We start from the raw sequence: 18,782 nt of genomic DNA on the forward strand, positions 1-18,782 counted from the left end.
CCTTGATGGAGGGTTTTTGCTGCTGCTATTCATGATGGAACCGTGCTAACACATCTTAACTCTTTTTAACGAATTCCGATTTCAATTTCATGGCCCCGAATCCTTCGATCTTGCAATCGATATCGTGGTCGCCGTCGACCAAACGTATATTTTTCACTTTCGTGCCTATTTTTAATACGGATGAGCTGCCTTTTACTTTAAGATCTTTGATTACCGTTACGGAATCGCCGTCAGCCAATACATTTCCGTTCGCGTCTTTAATGACCCTAGCATCTTCATCATGCTCCGCTTGGGACCCCGGGGTCCATTCATGAGCGCATTCGGGGCAAATCAGGAGGTTCCCATCCTCATACGTATATTCTGAATTACATTTCGGGCAATTCGGCAAAGTAGACATCGTTTCGTTTCTCCATTCGTTTTACAATAACTATACCCTATATTCGAAACAGATGTCCGCTAATACTTCCGCCTCTGAAAGATTAAGCCTTACCCCGTAATGATCGACTTGGCCTTTTCCAGCGCGGAGATGACCTTATCGCACCACGCATCAAACTCTGCGTCCTCCCGCTGATGTTCCGGGTGGGCTAAAATATAGTCCACGGTCTGCTTGATCCCTTGATCGGCACGGATGGTTGCCACGAATTCAGGGACCAGCCGCTTCAGCTTGCTGTTATCGAACACCACCGTATTCGCTTTGTCTCCCAGTAACGAGCCGCGGAAATCCTGCGTGCTGGTAGCATCCAGGAACTCGGAAGACACATGCACCGCATTCAGCTGTACGCCAAGTGCATCCGCAATGATTTCATAGATTTGATTCCAGGTGAGCGACTCGTCAGAGGTAATATGCACCGACTCCCCGATGGCATGGATATTGCCCATCAGGCCGATGAAGCCTTTAGCAAAATCGCGGTTATGCGTCAGGGTCCACAGCGATGTCCCGTCTCCATGAATAAGGACCGGTTTATTCTCCAGCATGCGCTTCACGACCTGCCAGCTTCCCTGGCTGCCGTGCACGCCGAGCGGAATGGACCGCTCATCGTACGTATGGCTTGGCCTTACAATGGTCACCGGGAAGCCATGCTCCCGATACTGATTCATCAGATAATCTTCGCATGCTATTTTGTTTCGGGAATACGCCCAGTATGGATTGGATAAAGGCGTCCCTTCCGTAATGCGATAATCGGATAGGGGCGTTTGATAGGCTGAAGCCGAGCTGATAAAGATGAACTGTTTGGTTTTTCCTGCAAATAGGCGGTAATCCCTCTCCAGATGGGCGGGCTCGAATGCAATAAAGTCGGCTACAACATCAAAATCGAGATGCTCAATCAGTTTCGCTACTTGGTCTTCGTCATGAATATCGGCTTGCAAAATATGTGCGCCCTCGGGCAACGTGTCGTTTCGGTTCCCTCGATTGAGCAAGTATAACTCGCAACCTTGTTCCAGCAGCTGCTTCGTAATCGCCGTGCTGATCGTTCCGGTTCCTCCAATAAACAACGCTTTCATAAACTGCACCTCCGGTAGCAATAATGAGAAGACTGACTGCAACTTGACCTTCTATCCTTTACGATAGCATGGGCACGGGTGCATTACAATTTCCAAAAAGGGTTGAACCGCACAGGACTTTGAGCAGAGGGTGGAGCAGGAAGCATTGCAGAGGTCGTGCGTGAACCGGCATGAGGCTAACATGCTGTTTTGTAACGCGCAGAAAGACTCCCGTCTGCTTGCGGCAAGCGGGAGTCTTTTCGTTTCTAATAATGTCGCATGCTTAGGTTATTTCACCCACTTATGCAGCAGAGGCCCTTCCTCTCCAAAGACAGGATCCGTATCCGGTACAGGCACGCTTTGGATTTCGTTGATCGCCTGGGCCCGATCCGTCGGGTTCCGCTCCCTCATGTTCGGCGTATTCCCTTCGGGATAGGCACCAATCACTTCGAAGTCGGGCGTACTGGTAAGCTTCATATGTGCAGTACCCGCCGGCAAGACGATCACGTCACCTGTAGCAAGCTCCAACCGCTCCCCTGCATCCCCGCCCACAAGGACGGTCGCGCTTCCGGACCGCACGCCCAGGACTTCGTGCGTATTGCTGTGATAATGATGGTAATCGTATACGCCGCCTGACCAGCTGCCGCTCCAGCGATGCCGGTTAAAGGCTGCCTCCAACCCGCTCGGGTCATCCGCGAATACCCCATTGTACACAATGACGGGCAGGTCGGGATTGTTGGGAACCTCTCCATCATCATTCACGAAAAATGATCTGACATGTACTTCCACGGTCATCCGCTCCTTTCGACTCGTTGTTCACTCGTGTACCAGTACCCGGACCGAGCGTGTCTCAAACAATCCTCTTGCAAGAAAACCGATATTGCCGATATCTCGTCATACCCGCTGCTCTAACGCCTGTTTCAACCGATTCAGCTGTCGAACATGATGACGATAATGCATCTCGATGAGCAAAAACCACTCTTGGGCATGCAATCCTCCGAACCTCGGATGGGGGACGGTATGCTGCAGGGATGCCTCACCAAGCTTCGGTTCGGTTTCTTTCACCCGATTGAGGACGGCGTTCAAGCCTTGAATCAGCTGCTCCTTGTCTGCGGGCTGTTCCGGCGTGTAGTGCGGAGACGGCGGAACCTGAATGCGGATGGGCGGGAAACTGCCCTGCTCGAATATCGCCGCTCCCACTTCCGTTTTTCCGGCCGGAGAAGCTGCCGCATCTCCATTCATGTTCAAGCACTGGTCGATGTTCCTCAGATGCATGTACAGCGCGGATTGAATCAAGTGCTGGTACATTTGCCCGATCGACCACTCGTCCTCCGCCGGCTTATATCTTAATTGCTCCACGCTGAATCCATCCAGTTCCTGTACATAAACCTTCACCGTCTCTTCAAAACGCTGCAATGCTTCCTTTGTATTCATATCAACAGCTCCTTCATCTTTTGTACCGAATATACAAAAACGCTACTGACAACGTCATGTCAGTAGCGTTTAAACATCTTCTCCGCTTCGTCGCGGATTCGGTCACGGAAGGATTGCGGCTCAAGCACAACGACATCCGATCCCCAGCCGAGAACCCAATGCAGGATCTCCTCCGGACGGCGGACGCGAAAGCTCACAAGCAATCCTTCCTCGCATTCCTCTAAAGTCTCGATATAATAGTTGCCGGCTTCCTTCACTCGATCCGCGATGTCATGAATTGCCAGAATCCGAACCAGCAGATTGCGGTCATCCGGTGGCCGATAATTCTCCAAATGAAAATCCGGCGGCATCTCAAAGCGCTCCTCAAGGATCGTCAGATCCTTCATGCGGGACAACCGAAAATGGCGAATGCCTTGCCGGAGGTCGCACCAGGCAATCAATGTCCATGAGCCTTGAAGAAAGGCCAGGCCATAAGGGGCCGCCGAGCGAAAGCTCTTTCGGTTGCCTTTGGAATCCGGCATGTTCTTCACGTAATGGAATTCTAGCTTCCGTTCCTCAAGTATGGCCCTACGAACCAATTCCAGATAATCCCTCTCTTCTCCTAAAGCTGCCTTGCTGCCGGGAGCAAGGAGCCGCATGGTCTTTCGAACCCGGGCAGCGTCTGCGCGGACACGGTCCGGCAGAATGGACTCTATCTTCTTGCGGGAGGCCCTAGCCTTCTCGCCATAGTCTGCGTCAAAGCGCTGCTCGACGAAATCCGTTCCTATGAGCAGCGCCACGGCTTCCTCTGCCGTGAACATGATGGGAGGCAGAAAGTACCCCTCCATTAACGAGTATCCTTGCCCGGGGGCTCCGATCACGGGTACGCCTGCTTCGCTAAGAGCCTGAATATCCCGGTAGATGGTCCGGACGCTCGTTTCGAATAGGGATGCCAAATCTTCGGCCCGCATAACCTTGCGCTGCTGCAGCTCAAGCAGGATGGCCAGTAATCGATCGGTCTTGTTCATTCTATGTTTACCTCCGAAAGGACTTAAACCTCTCCCCAGTACACCTTCGTCTCGTAGTCAAAAAACACGCAGCCATCCTGCTCATTCCGTTCATAGATGGTTTGAAGCTCCTTCATCATCGGCTCGTAGTTCGGATGCCCGGGCAGGGGAGCATAAGATGACGAGTGAAGACGGCCGCATAGTCCATTATAATCGAATGTCTGCCGATTGAAGAATTTCGCCTCCTTCATATCTCCTGACCGGAAAAAGGCCGCCAGCGTTTCATGCCCAATATTCTTCTGGTCCACTTCTTTATAGTCGGTGCCATAGGTAAGGAGCAACTGCTCATATGCCTCCAAGAACGGCGTTCCCTCCGTGAGCCTGGAATTCCATATCAGGGCAACCTTCCCGCCCGGCCTCAGAATCCGCCGAAACTCCGCCTGGGCCGCATGACGGTCAAACCAGTGAAAAGCCTGGGCGCTCACGATATGATCCACCGATTGATCGGGCAACCCCGTCATTTCGGCCGAACCGGAAACCATGCGGAAGCCGGGCTCGCTGCCAAGGTCCGACTCGGCGGCTTCCCGCATCGCCTGATTGGGCTCCACGGCGGTCACATGACTCCCCCGTTTCAGCAGCAGCTTCGTGAATATCCCCGTCCCTGCGCCAATATCGGCGATCTCGCCATCCAGTCCCACCGTGCCATACAGATAATCCATGACCTCCTGCGGATAACTCGGGCGATACTTCGTGTACGAATCCACGCGATTCGAAAACCGTTCCTTGCTGTTCATCCTAAACCACGCTCCCATCCAAGATATAAGCGAATCCTGACACCGACGGTCTATCGTTTCATTAGATGAAACTGTATTTCATTTTTTATAACTCCATTTTATAGCAAATGCTGTTTAATCTCCAGTACTTGCTGCTGGGAGGGGCCCCCGACCTTCATATCCACGAACTGCAAAAAGCCCAGCCTCATCTGGATGCAGACTAAGCGGGCTTTTCCTTAGCTCGTGGTCATTCGGATGGAACAAGCTGACGCTGCTACCGCATGAAGCTGAATGTCTTGGCAACCGTCCCCCGTACAGCTTGGCCATGTCCGCCGGAATCCGGCAATGCCTTGTGAAGTTCAAGGCTCATACTCGCTCAGCCTCCCTTCATATATCAACTGCAGGCGCTCGCTTTGGCGAAAATCGTCCGGCGTCACCAAGGCAGGCAGCTTATCCCATAACCTTACTCCGGAACGCTGCAGAATCTCGGCCACGAATTGCGAACAGAAATAGGAATTGCTGAATTCGATCGGTTCCTTCAGGGCGATGCCCAGGACACCCAATATGTTATAGAAATACTTTTTATCCTTTCGAATAAAAGCCTGCAGGACCCGCTTCATCTTCGCGATGTCGCGTTCGGATACCTGCAGCTCATAGATCACGCAGGTCGTGTTGGGGTACTTGCTGAACGTTCCCGTCTTCAAATCTTCCTTTACAAACCCGCCGTTCAGGGGGTTGTTCGGATTCTTCCTCCCAAAACTATATAACTCCGACAGCTCCCGGTTAAAGGAGATCGAAGCATGATTATAAGGCGCTCTCGTATAGCCCTGAATGACTTTCGTAAAGAGCGTTCCGGTATTGGTAAGCAATATAAAGACCGATTGATCGTCTACCATTTACGAAATTTCCCCTTATCCGTATTGAATTATTCCTTCATAATAACATATGATTCTTTTAGTAGAACAAGAATCGTACCCCGTGACAAGTTGGTGATGACAGGCATATGGAAAGCTCGCTTTTAACCTTGATCCTTATATTCTCCGTCTTATCGGTCATCCAGCTCCTGTATTACGTGATGAGTAAGACGCAGCCGAATATCGACTATACCGAAGTAGGATTCCGCATCAAAACCTGGTGGGGCATGCTCGTCATCTTCTGTTTGGCGACCCTTTTGAATCCCGTCGTATCCCTGCTATCCCTTATGGTGCTGACCTTCTTTACGCTCAAAGAATATTTCTCGATGATCAAAACCCGGAAGGCCGACCGCCGTTTATTTCTGTGGGCTTATCTAACGATCCCCGTCCAATTCTACTGGATCTATATCGAATGGTACGGGATGTTCATCGTATTCATTCCAATCTATGTATTCCTGGTGCTGCCGCTTCCGCGGTTAATCAACAAAGGCACCGTCGGATTTATGCGCAGCGTCAGCTCGACCCAGTGGGGACTCATGCTCATGGTATTCGGTCTCAGCCACCTGGCTTATTTTCAATTTGCCACGCCCCAGTATGGAGCAGGGCTCGTGCTGTTTCTCGTCGTCTTAACGCAGTTGAACGATGTGGTGCACACTATAGCTTCCCTCTATTTTGGCAAACGACGAATCGTCCCGACATCGAACCCGAATCTGACCTGGGAAGGCTTTGCGTGCGCGTTTCTCGTCACCAGCGGATGCTCCTATCTTATCTATCCCTATCTGACGCCGCTTAGCCCGACCTTTGGGCTCTTATCCGGCATGCTGATCAGCCTCGCCGGCTTTTTCGGCAGCTTGACGGTTTCCGTGCTGAAGCGCGATTTATTAATCGGGGATGACGGACGTTTCGATGCTTTAAAGAAAAGCTACCTGAGCCGCGTGGATAGCCTGACCTATACCTCGCCGATCTTTTTTCATTTCATCCGTTACTTTTACGATTTTATGTAGTTTCGACTTTCACACAAAAAATAGGTTAACTAGGCTTAGAGGCCTGAACCTCTATAAGCCATAACCATGCGAGCTTAGGCTCAACTTGGTTATGGCTTTTTCATGGATAAAGAATGTATTAATGCGAATATCCCCGAAGCCTCAAATCGTCATAATGGGTAACCTGGTTTCGTCCGTTTTGCTTGGAGGCATAGAGGGCTTCGTCCGCTTTCTGCAGGAGCGTCGCTTCATTGTCGTCCGGATTGGCCGTGATGATGCCGATACTGATCGTCATGCTGCCCGTTTTCCAGCTGAAATCCTGGACTGCCCGCCGTAACCGCTCCGCGCCGGCCTTTGCCTTCTCCGCCTCCGTTTCCGGCAGGATCATGACAAACTCCTCTCCGCCATACCGGGCCACCGTCTCTCCTTCGAGGGCGTGGGTCTTCAGAATGGTTGCTACATCAAACAGAACCTCATCCCCATACCCATGTCCCCAAGTATCGTTCACGCGCTTAAAATGATCAATGTCGATGATGAACAACGAGAGCGGAATCCGGTTATGGTTATACTGCATCAGCTGCTCTTCCAGCCTCTCCTGAAAGAATCTTCGGTTCTTCAGTCCGGTCAGCTTGTCGGTATTCGACAGCTCCAACAGAACCGCGTTAATCTCCATGAGCTCCGTCTGCTTCCGTTCAATCTCGGCATGGATCTGCTGCAGCTCGGCCAATGCCTGGTCTTTTTCCCAATAAGCCTCTTCAATCTGCTTGTTGGCCATCCGAAGCTCCATTTCATAATCGATGCGTTTCCCCATCTGCACCAATACGCAGTCCAGCCGTTCCTGGCCCTCACGCTCAAATTTGCGTCCATTCAATATAAACGGCACCGATTCCCCCCGGCTGTTCTTGAGCCGGATAAACAGCTCCTCCACATGCCCGTCCAGATTGATATGCGGATAGAAGTAAGAGTGGAATATAAGCTTGTTCGCCGTCGACATCATAGCTTCAAAATGCTTCTGCACCACGTCTTCCAGCCGATACCCCATCATGTCGAGAAAGGTCTGGTTCACCTCCGCCACCATGCCTTCGTGGGTGATGGAGACATAGCCGCATGGCGCATAGTTCAATCGTTCATCCATTGCTTATCGATCGATCCTTTCCAAGTACATTCCCGCTAGCCCGTATACGCCGCTTCAGATTTCAGATAGTCATTTATCAACGCAATCGTCTCCTCGGGATGGCTGATATGCGGATAATGCCCCTTCGCCTCCATCAAGCGGAACGTGCTGTTATCCAGATGACTGTGCAAATACTCGCCTGCGGCAATAGGGACGATGCTGTCATCCGAGCATTGCAGGATCAGCGAGGGAACCGTGGCTTGGGATAACGCCTGCCGGCAGTCCGAGAAAAAGGTCACCTCGGCGAACTCCCTCGTAATCGCCGGATCCGCCGAAATAAAGCTGCGCTCCAGCTCTTGGGTCAGCTTCGGCATCTCCGGGTTCTTCATCGCGATCGGCGCCAGGAAGCTTGCCCATCCGGCAAAATTCATCTCCATCATATCCAGCAGCTCCGTCACATCGCTTTTATCAAATCCTCCGACGTACCCCTCATCATTCAGATATCGCGGAGACGGCCCGATCATGATCAATTGAGCGAAATACTCCGGACGTTCGATCGATGCCAGCATCCCGATCATGGAGCTGACCGAATGGCCTATAAAAATCACGTCCCGAAGCTCGAGCGCCTCCACAATGTCCAGCACATCCTGCACATAACCGCGAAGGCTGCCGTACCTCTCCGATGTATACCCCGATAAATCGGAACCACCCGAGCCTACGTAATCGAACAGCACGATACGATAAAACGGTTCGAAGGCAGGCAGAATATATTTCCACATGCTCTGGTCGCAGCCGAAGCCATGCGCCAGCATGAGCGTACGCTCCCCTGTCCCCCGCACCTTCACGTGATTCCGTGCAATAACCTCATTCATGACATAAACTCCTCTATGCTCTTCCTTCTTTCTCTCCATTCTAAGGGACCGTATGTAAATATCAAGTCATTTTGCCGAATGTTTGTCGATTTAAGACGAGTTGTACCGACGTTAGACGAAATGTTGAACGGGACTGCATGTGCATAGATGCTTAATCGCTTTAGCCGCCTAAAATATAGAAAGACGAACCTATGCAGAGACTGTTCCCGAAAAGCATCTATGTATTCGTTTTCTTGATCCATGAAGCGGTTTTACATTTGTAGGACGATTGAGATAGTTTATTACATAGGATGTCATTTGTATTTATATGGTATTAGAGGTTATAAATGTATGATTTTATCCCTCTATGCCCGATTTTACCCCTTGACATCGAACGGACAGAAAAAGCGCTCGCCTTATCCGCACCCCATAGAGCAGGCCCACGGCGCATCATACTGGTCTTCATCACAAAAAGACAGAGAAAGAGAGGAGTGAGGAGTTTGCAGTACTTTTTTTATGGATTAGCCGGCGTGTTTCTCGTGTTTCAGGCCCTCTATACGTTCATACCGCTGCTATGCAGCAAGGTGAAAAAACTGAATTCCGAACTCGCCGAAAAATCAATCACGGTGCTCGTCCCCGCTTACAACGAAGAACTGACGATCCGGAATTGCATCGATGCCATGGCGGGCTTGCGCTACAGCAACTATGAGATCATGATCATCAACGACGGCTCCAAGGACGGAACCTTATCCGCCCTAGACGAGCTCTTGGATTTGGAGCCGAGTGCCAGGACGGCCGACAGCAAGCTGAACTATAAGCCAATAAAAGGATTCTATCGTTCCAATCGATACCGCCATATTTACGTTATCGATAAGATGAATGGCGGGAAAGCCGACTCGCTGAATGCGGGTATCGATTATGCCGTCTCCGACATCGTCATCACCCTGGATGCGGACAGCATGCCGGAAGCCGACTCGCTCAAGTATGTGAATCAATATTTTCACGATGACGATATCATTGCGCTTGGCGGTACGGTCAAAATCGTGCAGGGCGCCGTGCGGGACAAGAACGGTGCCCTCGTCGAAAAGTTTCGCGGAAAAGGGCTCATCAAAAGCCAGATCATCAATTATACGCACGGCTTCTACGTCCGCAAACTCACGCAATCGTATTTTAATTCGATCGTGGTGATTTCAGGCGCCTTTGGCGCCTTCTATAAAAACGTCCTCGTTCATGTCGACGGCTTCCGCAGCACGGTGGGCGAGGATATCGACATTACCCTGAAAATCCATGAATACATCAAGGCCCATCGGCTGAAGAAAAAACTCGTCTACGCCCCCGAAGCGGTATGTTACACCGAATGTCCGGAGAATCTTCAGAACTTCTATAAACAGCGCATTCGCTGGCAAAAGGCCTTCATTGACTGCATCCTGATCTATTGGTCCAGGCTGTCCCGGAAGTTCAGCGTCAGCGTGAGCCTGTTCTTTGCGATTGACGGATTTATGCTGGGGACGCTCTCGGCGTTTACCACGATATTTTATCTGGGGCAGACGCTGGTTGTGGGTGGGAACCTGTGGCATGCCATTATCTTTTTGCTGATGAGCGTGGTGCTGAATGCCGCGCAAATTATCATCTCCCTGTACTTATGCCGTAAATATGGCAGCACCTATGCGTTTAGCGATTATGTGAGGATGTTCCTGTTCAGCCAAGCGGAGCTGCTAACCTACCGGAATTTGCTGCTGTACATCAACATTGCGGGCACGTTCAAATATTTTGACAATGATGAGGGCTGGGGATTCGTGGAGCGCAAAGGCGTGGCCGCCATCAGCCAGAACATTGCCGCTGGATCGAACTAAATTATAGTGAAGGAGACTGCCGAAACCGCATGGTTCCCAATAAACGAATCGTCTTTGTCGATATTCTAAGAATTCTATCTATCGTAGCCGTCATTATCCTGCACTACACGGCGGAGGTGCTGACCAGCACGAATGATTTCCACTCCTCCTCATGGTGGATCAGCAACGGATTCAATTCCATTTCCCGGTTCGCCGTCCCGGTTTTCTTCATGATCAGCGGAGCGATGATTCTGCGGACGAAGATTACCTCCTACCGTGAGTTCTATACGAAGCGCGTCGTCCCGCTGCTCATCCCCCTCCTGACCTGGTCGCTCATCTACGGCTTGTACAATCAATACTATCTGATGCGAAGCAAGCTGAGTGCGTACGAGTTCGTTATCGACTTCGGCTACCGGCTGCTGACCGACCGAAATTACGTCCATCTCTGGTTCCTGTACGCCATTATTGCCATCTATATGACGGTGCCGCTGATCAGCAAATTCATCCAATCGTGCAGCGAGAAGGATCTGCGGTATTATCTGCTGCTCTGGTTTATCGTCAGCATCGCCTATCGTTTCATCTCGGATGCCGTCTTCCGCGCAACCGATCAATACATCAACATTCCGATCATGAACATCCCGTTCTTCATGGGATTCCTGGGCTATTTCATTCTGGGGTACTATCTCTTCCATTTCGAGCTGACGCTTAAAGCCAAAAACATCCTGTACAACCTGGGCATCGTCTCGTTTTTTATCACGCCGGTTGCCACCTACTTCGTCTCGCTGCGCAGCGGCGTGCTGGATGAGATGTTCTATGGCAATTACTCGATCACCACGTTCTTGATGGCTGTCGGGTTGTTTATCTTCTTCAAGGAGAAGGAAGCCCAAATCAGCGATAAAGTGAATCATAAAGTCCAGAAATTGATCAGCTCGCTCTCCCGGGCCAGCTTCAGCATCTACCTGATTCACCTGCTGGTTGAAATGATGCTATCCGGCCGAACCGAAATCGAGGCCACGTTCCTGGAAGCCTCCCTTAGTCTGATTGTGAATATCACCATTATCTTCGCCATCAGCTATATCACCGTCAAGGTGTTAAACCTAAGCAAAACGGCAACCTACATTCTATTCGGCGGGCGGGGTTAAAGGACGATGCGAATAACGATATATACGAAAATATTCATTGTGGTGCTGCTTGCAGGCATGGGTCTTTACTTCTATCAGATCTCCGCGGCGGAGGAACGGAAAATTACGGCGGTCTACGTGGAGGCCTGGCAGGATTACCGAAACATCAAGCTATCGGAGAAAGGCGTGGACATTGCGTTTATCGCTTTTGCGAAGATCAAGGGAACGGAGCTCTACTTCCATGAAGACAGCACGACCAACAACCAGATCAAAGAAAACATCAAGCAGTTGAAGGCGGCGAATCCGAAGACCCAAATGGTGCTGGCCGTAGGCGGCTACGGAGCAGACGGCTTCTCCGACGCTTCGCTGGACGGAAACCGGTACCTCTTCACCGAGAGCATCATCAACCTGGTCAAGGAGCTGGACCTGGACGGCGTGGATATCGACTGGGAGTATCCGGCGTTCCATGCCTGGAACACGCAGAAGGCACGGCCGGAGGATACGAAGAATTTTACCAGTCTGATGAAGGAGCTGCGGGAGAAGCTGTACAGGCTGCCTCACAAGAACAAGAAGTATCTGCTGACCTTCGCTTCCGGAACGCAGGACTGGTACTTCCAGAACGTCGAGGTCAAAAAAGTGGAGAAATACGTGGATTTCATCAACGTCATGACCTACGACCTGACAGGCAAGTGGTCGGATACCACGGGCTTTAACTCCAATCTGTACGCGGACAGCCAGGGGAAATCCAAACACTCCATTGACGGCATCATCTCCATGTACCTGGACCACGACATCGACAGCAGGAAGCTGCTGCTCGGCATCCCTGCCTACTCGTACGGCTGGAAGAACGTGAAGGAAAACAAGGGGGCCAAGAACGGCCTCTTTGCTCCCGGAACGCCCATCGACATCGACAAGGTAAATCTCCATTATAAGCAGATCGAGAAAGCGTACCTGAACAAAAATGGCTTCAAGCGCTACTATGACAACAAAGCCAAGGCTGCCTACCTCTATGACGGCCATACCTTCATCAGTTACGAGGATCAGGAGGCCTTGAAGGAGAAGGTGAGCTACATCCAAAGCAAGAATCTCGCGGGCGCGATGGTCTGGCAGTATTCGCAGGATGCAGAGGATGGCATCGTGAACTACTTGAGTGAGCATTTGAACGAGCGTCAGCAAGACGCCAAACGGTAACATCGGTGACTGCCTTAAGCGGAGCTGCACCCCCGTCTTGAGAAGAGCGTAGGTCTGGTAGCAACCAACTCTATACGTGAAAAAAGCCGGTGATCCTCGCAGTCGTATGCGGATCATCGGCTTTTTATATGTAGGCAAGACTCCCGCGGTGCTTACCCGCGGCCGTATTGAGGGTAGGGCCTGCCGATTGACATCATTCTCGCCTGTTCAGAATTCCCAAATACTCGATCCATGGGCCCACGTCATGCCGGTAACGCTCGGCCAAGACCCGCACGATTTGAGACGTATGCGTTAAATCGTGAACCACCCACGTCGACAGCAGTTCTCTTAATTTCACCACGCCGAATGCCGGGTGCAGACCCGTCCGTTCGAAATCAGGCGCCGAATCCATCAGAACCTTCAGTTTAGCCAGATTTTGAGCACGGATAGCCTTGAACGCCTGCAGCTTTTGATCGATGGATTGCTCAGTTGCCTCGTTCAAGTGGGCGTAACGGTCAAAGGGTGGGAACGGCTTACCCTCCCCTTCCTGCAGCATAAACTCCAGCCGCGGTATCCAGTTGGTCCGCTCAGCTTCCATAAGATGCTCGATCACCTCCATGGCATTCCAGGTGCCTTCCCCTTCATGGCTCTTAAGCCATCCTTCCGATAAACCGGATAACATGTGCTCCAAGGTGATAGGCGTTCGCTCCAGAATCTCAACGGCTTCCTTGATGTCAAAATTCATGCTCCCTCAGCTCCTTTCCCTTCATCCCGTATAAAAAATAGATATTGACTTGGTGTGAACACCAAGTTGTACGATAACGTTGCAACCCGTTACGAGCTGCAGAAAAGAGGTGATCCTATGGGAGAAACATTCTCCATCAAACAAGTGTCTGAACGAACCGGATTGACCGAGGATGCCATTCGCTATTACGAAAAAATCGGGCTCCTCCCCTCTCCCAAAAGAAAGGATAACGGCCATCGTGTCTATCACATAGAGGATGCCGAAATTATGGAGTTGATCACATGCCTGAAGAAGACAGGAATGTCGCTGGAGGATATGAAAGCCTATGTGCATCTTCCCTTTAAGGAAAATATTCAATCCGTTCCGGAGCTGAATGCCATGCTCCAGAATTACCGTCAAAAAATTACCGGTCAGATTTCGGACCTGCAGCGCATTCTGCGGTTCATCGATGACAAGTTGAACCAAAATCAGTCCCTGCTTAATCCCGACAAGGCGGCCAGCAAAGAATCCGAAGTATAGGAGATTTACACATGACAGAGAAAAGAATGAATAACGTCGCCTTGATCACGGGCGCAAGCTCCGGCATTGGCTTGGAGCTAACCAAGCGATTGTTATCCGAAGGCTGGCAAGTCCTCGCTTTGATCCGTTCTGCCTTTCCAACGGACGATGCACGGATTCAAGATGCACTGCGATTGCGGCAGCTCAGAACGTACAAGGCTGATTTGTCGGATTTCACGGATCTCCAAGCCTCGCTGGATCAGATCAAGAAATACGAGGGTCATATTGACTTGCTGTTCAATAACGCAGGCGTCTCCTTCGGCGAATTATCCTTTTCCCAACAAGGGCGGGAGATGCATTTTGAAGTAAACTCCGTGGTCCCGTATATCATCTTAATGGAACTGAAAGAGCTTCTTGGGAAGGGCAGCTTCAAGACGGTAATCAATACGTCTTCGAATGCGTTGTTGTATCTCAAACAGTTCGATCACCGTACCTTGGCGTCCCCTGTCGGGTTCAAGAAGCTGATTGGGCCTTATGCGAGGAGCAAATTAGCCTTATCGTTGTGGACTCAGGAGATCGCCCCTTCCATGCAGGCAGATGGCATTACGATCCGAAGTGTCTGTCCGGGAGGGAATAAAACAACCATGACCAAAAACGCCGGGATGCCAAAATTTATGATTCCGATCCGCAACCTGTTCTTCTCCCATCCCAGTGAAGGAGCCTCACGCCTGTATGAAGCAGCGCTAGGCCGCTCCCGACAATCGACGGGAGTCTTTCTCAACAAGGGCAAAGCAACGCCTTTGAAATTCTCAAGCCAAGGTGCAGAGCTGCTTAGCACGATCGAGCTAATCTATAAGCAGGAGTTTGCAGTCAAATCTTAGAACCTATGCAGCGGAGAGTTCGTGATGTTTTCAGCCTATCTCTTGAGGGCTAGTTATCGAGCTGCCATTCCTCCATGAATCGTAGGGTGTTGCGCGCATGATAATCAGCCAAATTCGAAGCAAAGACCTGATCCGGAAATCCACGGTGAAGAAGCTTCAAGCCGCCCGAGGTTAATGAGATATAGTGATGCAGACGGTAAAATAGCATCCGATTCGGATCAAGTTCGTTTTGTTGGAAATACCGATAATGCTTCCCGAATCGCAGCTCCAGAAATGTATGCTCATGCTCGATGTCGAAGAATTGCGCACCTTCAATATCAATGAGATAGGGCTCTAAACGGTCTGTGACCAGGACATGGTCGGGTCCCAACTCGCCGTGGATAAAGCCATATCGCTTGCGTGAATCTATCCTGGATTCCAGTTCATCCAACACAGCGAGCAGCCTGTCGTGATTCTTCCGGATACTCTCGTTATGCAGGACGATGTAGGACAGCTGTTCCTTGGCATTTTCCAGCTGTACAAGGTGGCATCGCTCCGGTTGATTCCCGCTTTGATCGGGCTTTCCGTAACTCTGTCTGTGGTTTGCATGCATGCGTTCGATCATGCTGCCTATCCGCTCCAGGACCTCATCCCGGACCCGTTGATCCGGGTCCTGAAAGTAAGCTTCTGCCTTCTGTCCTTCAATACATTCAACAAGAGCATAGTCAAACGGGTAACGGTCCTGTCCCGTGTGAAGATCATATAGAGTAGGCGTAGAAATACCATGATTCCTTAACCATCTGTTATTGGTTTCGAACGAATGGCCGCCAAAGGATCGTTCATGCACACTCTCGTTCGCTATTTCTTCTTGAAAATAATTCTTCGTCAAATCCCACACATACAGCACGCAGGCAAATCCATTGCGACAGTGAATTTTATAGACCACCTTTTGCGCTCCGCCATGCATCTTCGTTACATCCGCCACAGTATATCCGGTACCCAAAACCTTCCCGACATACTCCTGTACATCTGTTTCATCGAGGTGACAAGTCCAACTCATGAAACCACGCTCCGTTCCATTGTTTTTGCCGGCTCCCCCACTCTATGGCATTTCCGGGGAAAAATATAGACTATTTCTTTCGGCTCTGCTATGATGTTGAATTAGGTCTTGAATAAAATAGCCATACGATTTATAGCCCTTGGATGCTTGGTCCAGGGGCTTTTTTGATGTATTTTATATATAAAAAAGACCAAGCAGGGTCATTCTTGCTTGGTCTACTTGAGGATCTCGGTTTTCACATCCGTTTCCTGTGATACACGATAATCAACGGATGGGGATCGTTATAATCAGGCGAACGACGGAGCCCCCATACTATCCATCTAATAATCTTCGGGACGTTCCACGGGGTGGCAATCCTTCCCTTACGTGCCGCAGAAGGTTCGGTAAGGACGGGACCGCTCGGGCACGATCGCATATTCCGCTTGTTCCGGGGAATGCGCGTAGGGATTAGACAGAACGTTCAGCAGCTCTTTCATCACGCTGTAGTCCCCTTCGTTCTCGGCGGCTTCCAGCGCTTCCTCCACCCGGTGGTTCCGCGGAATGACCGCAGGATTGCTGCTGCGCATCAGCTGATGGGATTGGTCCCTGGATTCCTGCTGACTGCCAAGTCTTGCTTGCCAGCGCTCGTACCAGGAAGCTAATTCCGGCGTGCCGTTTAGAGGCGTGTCCTCCAGCTTGTCAAACGTTAACGCACGGAAGGTATTGGTATAGTCTGCCTGGTAATTTTTCATCATTTTGAGCAGGTCTTCGATCAGGGATTCGTCGTCCTCCTCTTCATGGAAGATCCCCAGCTTGGCTCTCATGCCTGCAAGCCACTGCTCGTGATACAGATCGTTGAAGGACCCAATCGCACCCTCGGCCAGCTTGACGGCTTGTTCCTCTTCCTCATGCAGCAGAGGCAACAGGGATTCGGCCAATCTTGCGAGATTCCAAGCCGCAATATACGGTTGGTTCACATAGGCATAGCGGCCTTGAGAGTCGATGGAGCTGAATACCGTATTCGGGTCAAAGGTATCCATGAAGGCACAAGGCCCATAATCTATCGTTTCGCCGCTGAGGGTCATATTATCGGTATTCATCACCCCGTGGATAAAACCGACAAGCTGCCATTTGGCGATCAAGGCCGCCTGACGCTGGATGACCTCCTGAAGCAAGACCAGATAACGGTTGGCACCGTCACCAAGGTCTGCCTTCGAGTAATGCCGCTGCAGGGTGTAGTCCGCCAAAGCCCGTAAATCTTCGGTTGTGCCCGCTCCCCTAACGTATTGAAACGTCCCCACTCTCACGTGACTTGCAGCCACGCGGGTCAGAATGGCGCCCGGCAGATCTCTTTCACGAGTGACAGGCTGACCCGTCGCCACAACCGCCAGGCTGCGGGTCGTCGGAATGCCCAGCGCATGCATGGCTTCGCTGATGATATACTCGCGCAGCATCGGACCCAGGGCAGCCCGGCCATCGCCTCCCCGGGAATACGGCGTCCGGCCCGAGCCCTTGAGCTGAATATCCAGGCGTTCCCCCTGCGGCGTGATTTGTTCGCCCAGCAGAATCGCACGGCCGTCGCCAAGCATCGTAAAATATCCGAATTGGTGCCCGGCATATGCCTGGGCGAGCGGCTCGGCCCCCTCAGGTATCTCGTTGCCAGCGAGCATTGCCGCTCCTTCCGGGCTTTTCAGAACATCGACGTCCAATCCCAACGACGCTGCCAGCGGTTCGTTTAGAACAATCAGCTCCGGCGAGCGCACAGGCGTGGGATCTTGCTTGGTAAAAAAAGATGCCGGCAATTTCGCGTAACTATTGTCGAAATTCCATCCTATATCGTTTAAAGCTTTCCGGTTGGTCATGGGATCTCCTTCTTCAAGCAGTTTGATGGTGACGTTATTCACTTATTATTTAAACACAAGTCGCTCTTTGTAGGGTTTACTGAAGGAAATTTATTATTCTGCTGGTTAATTGCTGCATTCATAAAAAAAATCGCCATCGAGAATCTCTCGACAGCGATGTTTGGTTCATACGAATCCTTAGTCCCGATTCGCCAGCTTCGCCAACAACCGGATAATTTCGATATACAGCCAGACGAGTGTTACCAGCAAACCAAACGAGCCGTACCACTCCATATACTTAGGTGCGCCATGATGCGCGCCCTCTTCAATAAAGTTAAAATCCAGCACGAAATTCAGTGCGGCGATGATGATGATCACAACGGAAATTCCGATACCGATCGGTGTGCTGTCATGCAGGTAAGGTACCGTTACGCCGAACAGGCCGAGAACCATGCTAAACAGGTAGACAAGCGCAATGCCGATCGTTGCCGCGATAATCCCCTTTTTAAAGCCTGGCGTCGCCCGGATCAGACCTGTCTTATAAGCGAGCAGCATGCCCAGGAATATGCACATCGTCAGTAAAGCCGCCTGCAAAGTGATGCCATAGTACAGATATTCGTAATGCGCGGATAATGCACCCAGGAAGAAGCCTTCCAGGATCGCGTAGATCGGCGCCAGATACGGTGCTGCCTTCGGCACGAAGCTGATGATCAGCGCCAGGACAAAACCGCCGATCGCTCCGCCGATCATGAACGGGAATACCTCATACCCGTTAAAAAACATAACCCAAGAAATGACCGCTGCCCCGATTAGCAGCGCGAGCAGCATGAACGATTTGTTCACCGTTCCGCCAATCGTCATCGTTTCTTGGTTGTTGTAATACCCACTCTTCTCAAAGGTTTCTTCGTTGAGTGTCGGATTTCCACTGCGCCCTATCAAATAAATTGCCTCCCTAACTGTCTGTTTTATATCCATTTTAACATAGGTTGGAATATTTTAGGATGCGCAAAATATTGCATTACGGACGAATCTAAACGAACTAGAAACTAGCTATGATGACGATAACTGTATGCAAAAAGAAAAAGCATCTCCTGCAGGGGATGCTTTCTTTGTTAGAAGCGAGATCATGGATCGTGAAT

At 50.8% G+C, this 18,782-nt stretch carries 19 protein-coding genes; 6 read left to right on the forward strand and 13 right to left on the reverse strand.

From position 1 onward, the window contains the following. Positions 1-55 precede the first annotated feature (55 nt). From MHH82_RS31725 to MHH82_RS31755, 7 genes are all read right to left on the reverse strand, one after another. Positions 56-397 (reverse strand): zinc ribbon domain-containing protein YjdM, encoded by a 342-nt coding sequence (locus MHH82_RS31725; protein WP_009591139.1) that lies wholly within the window; start codon positions 395-397, stop codon positions 56-58. Positions 398-486: 89 nt separating this feature from the next. Continuing rightward, positions 487-1,503, reverse strand: a complete 1,017-nt coding sequence (locus tag MHH82_RS31730; protein WP_015738010.1) for an SDR family oxidoreductase — start codon at positions 1,501-1,503, stop codon at positions 487-489. 267 nt (positions 1,504-1,770) lie between these two features. Next, a complete protein-coding gene (locus tag MHH82_RS31735) occupies positions 1,771-2,271 on the reverse strand; it encodes a cupin domain-containing protein (RefSeq protein ID WP_015738011.1) in 501 nt (166 codons plus the stop codon). Between the two features lie 105 nt (positions 2,272-2,376). After that, positions 2,377-2,916 (reverse strand): DinB family protein, encoded by a 540-nt coding sequence (locus MHH82_RS31740; RefSeq protein WP_340969511.1) that lies wholly within the window; start codon positions 2,914-2,916, stop codon positions 2,377-2,379. A 59-nt stretch (positions 2,917-2,975) separates the two neighbouring features. Further along, on the reverse strand, positions 2,976-3,923 hold the full coding sequence (locus tag MHH82_RS31745; protein WP_340969514.1) for a helix-turn-helix transcriptional regulator: 948 nt from the start codon (positions 3,921-3,923) through the stop codon (positions 2,976-2,978). A 23-nt stretch (positions 3,924-3,946) separates the two neighbouring features. Continuing rightward, positions 3,947-4,696 carry a class I SAM-dependent methyltransferase gene (locus MHH82_RS31750; RefSeq protein ID WP_015738014.1) on the reverse strand — a complete coding sequence of 250 codons (750 nt, stop codon included), beginning with the start codon at positions 4,694-4,696 and terminating at the stop codon, positions 3,947-3,949. Positions 4,697-5,034: 338 nt separating this feature from the next. Continuing rightward, a complete protein-coding gene (locus MHH82_RS31755) occupies positions 5,035-5,571 on the reverse strand; it encodes a hypothetical protein (protein ID WP_015738016.1) in 537 nt (178 codons plus the stop codon). A gap of 107 nt (positions 5,572-5,678) precedes the next feature. Here MHH82_RS31755 and MHH82_RS31760 point away from each other — a divergent pair, with 107 nt between their 5' ends. Beyond that, a complete protein-coding gene (locus tag MHH82_RS31760) occupies positions 5,679-6,593 on the forward strand; it encodes a phosphatidate cytidylyltransferase (protein ID WP_036659471.1) in 915 nt (304 codons plus the stop codon). A gap of 118 nt (positions 6,594-6,711) precedes the next feature. On the opposite strand, the gene MHH82_RS31765 is transcribed toward MHH82_RS31760, so the two are convergent. Both MHH82_RS31765 and MHH82_RS31770 read right to left on the reverse strand, forming a co-directional pair. Next, positions 6,712-7,707: a sensor domain-containing diguanylate cyclase gene (locus tag MHH82_RS31765; protein ID WP_036659472.1), complete on the reverse strand. Its 996-nt coding sequence runs from the start codon at positions 7,705-7,707 to the stop codon at positions 6,712-6,714. 35 nt (positions 7,708-7,742) lie between these two features. Further along, positions 7,743-8,558 (reverse strand): alpha/beta fold hydrolase, encoded by an 816-nt coding sequence (locus tag MHH82_RS31770; protein ID WP_340969520.1) that lies wholly within the window; start codon positions 8,556-8,558, stop codon positions 7,743-7,745. Positions 8,559-9,037: 479 nt separating this feature from the next. On the opposite strand from MHH82_RS31770, the gene MHH82_RS31775 reads away from it, so the two are divergent. The 3 genes from MHH82_RS31775 to MHH82_RS31785 are packed head-to-tail and all read left to right on the forward strand — an operon-like array spanning position 9,038 to position 12,681. Next, on the forward strand, positions 9,038-10,390 hold the full coding sequence (locus tag MHH82_RS31775; protein ID WP_340969522.1) for a glycosyltransferase family 2 protein: 1,353 nt from the start codon (positions 9,038-9,040) through the stop codon (positions 10,388-10,390). Positions 10,391-10,419: 29 nt separating this feature from the next. Then, positions 10,420-11,511, forward strand: coding sequence for an acyltransferase (locus MHH82_RS31780; protein ID WP_340969524.1), 1,092 nt, complete (start codon positions 10,420-10,422; stop codon positions 11,509-11,511). A gap of 6 nt (positions 11,512-11,517) precedes the next feature. Next, positions 11,518-12,681 (forward strand): glycoside hydrolase family 18 protein, encoded by a 1,164-nt coding sequence (locus tag MHH82_RS31785; RefSeq protein WP_015738021.1) that lies wholly within the window; start codon positions 11,518-11,520, stop codon positions 12,679-12,681. A gap of 193 nt (positions 12,682-12,874) precedes the next feature. On the opposite strand, the gene MHH82_RS31790 is transcribed toward MHH82_RS31785, so the two are convergent. Beyond that, positions 12,875-13,405, reverse strand: coding sequence for a DinB family protein (locus MHH82_RS31790; RefSeq protein ID WP_340969527.1), 531 nt, complete (start codon positions 13,403-13,405; stop codon positions 12,875-12,877). 117 nt (positions 13,406-13,522) lie between these two features. Here MHH82_RS31790 and MHH82_RS31795 point away from each other — a divergent pair, with 117 nt between their 5' ends. Continuing rightward, positions 13,523-13,924 (forward strand): MerR family transcriptional regulator, encoded by a 402-nt coding sequence (locus tag MHH82_RS31795; protein WP_015738023.1) that lies wholly within the window; start codon positions 13,523-13,525, stop codon positions 13,922-13,924. Between the two features lie 11 nt (positions 13,925-13,935). Next, complete coding sequence (locus MHH82_RS31800; protein WP_340969532.1) at positions 13,936-14,784, forward strand: SDR family NAD(P)-dependent oxidoreductase; 849 nt, start codon at positions 13,936-13,938, stop codon at positions 14,782-14,784. 49 nt (positions 14,785-14,833) lie between these two features. Here MHH82_RS31800 and MHH82_RS31805 read toward each other — a convergent pair whose 3' ends face one another. The 3 genes from MHH82_RS31805 to MHH82_RS31815 all read right to left on the reverse strand — a co-directional run bounded on the left by MHH82_RS31805 (position 14,834) and on the right by MHH82_RS31815 (position 18,582). Then, positions 14,834-15,823, reverse strand: a complete 990-nt coding sequence (locus MHH82_RS31805; RefSeq protein ID WP_340969535.1) for an aminoglycoside phosphotransferase family protein — start codon at positions 15,821-15,823, stop codon at positions 14,834-14,836. 362 nt (positions 15,824-16,185) lie between these two features. Then, the gene (locus MHH82_RS31810) at positions 16,186-17,664 is read right to left on the reverse strand and encodes a protein adenylyltransferase SelO (RefSeq protein WP_340969540.1); all 1,479 of its coding nucleotides are present in this window, start codon (positions 17,662-17,664) and stop codon (positions 16,186-16,188) included. Positions 17,665-17,841: 177 nt separating this feature from the next. After that, the gene (locus MHH82_RS31815; protein ID WP_192570212.1) at positions 17,842-18,582 is read right to left on the reverse strand and encodes a Bax inhibitor-1/YccA family protein; all 741 of its coding nucleotides are present in this window, start codon (positions 18,580-18,582) and stop codon (positions 17,842-17,844) included. Positions 18,583-18,782: the final 200 nt, after the last annotated feature.

The sequence above is a fragment of the Bacillus sp. FSL K6-6540 genome, from assembly GCF_038007545.1.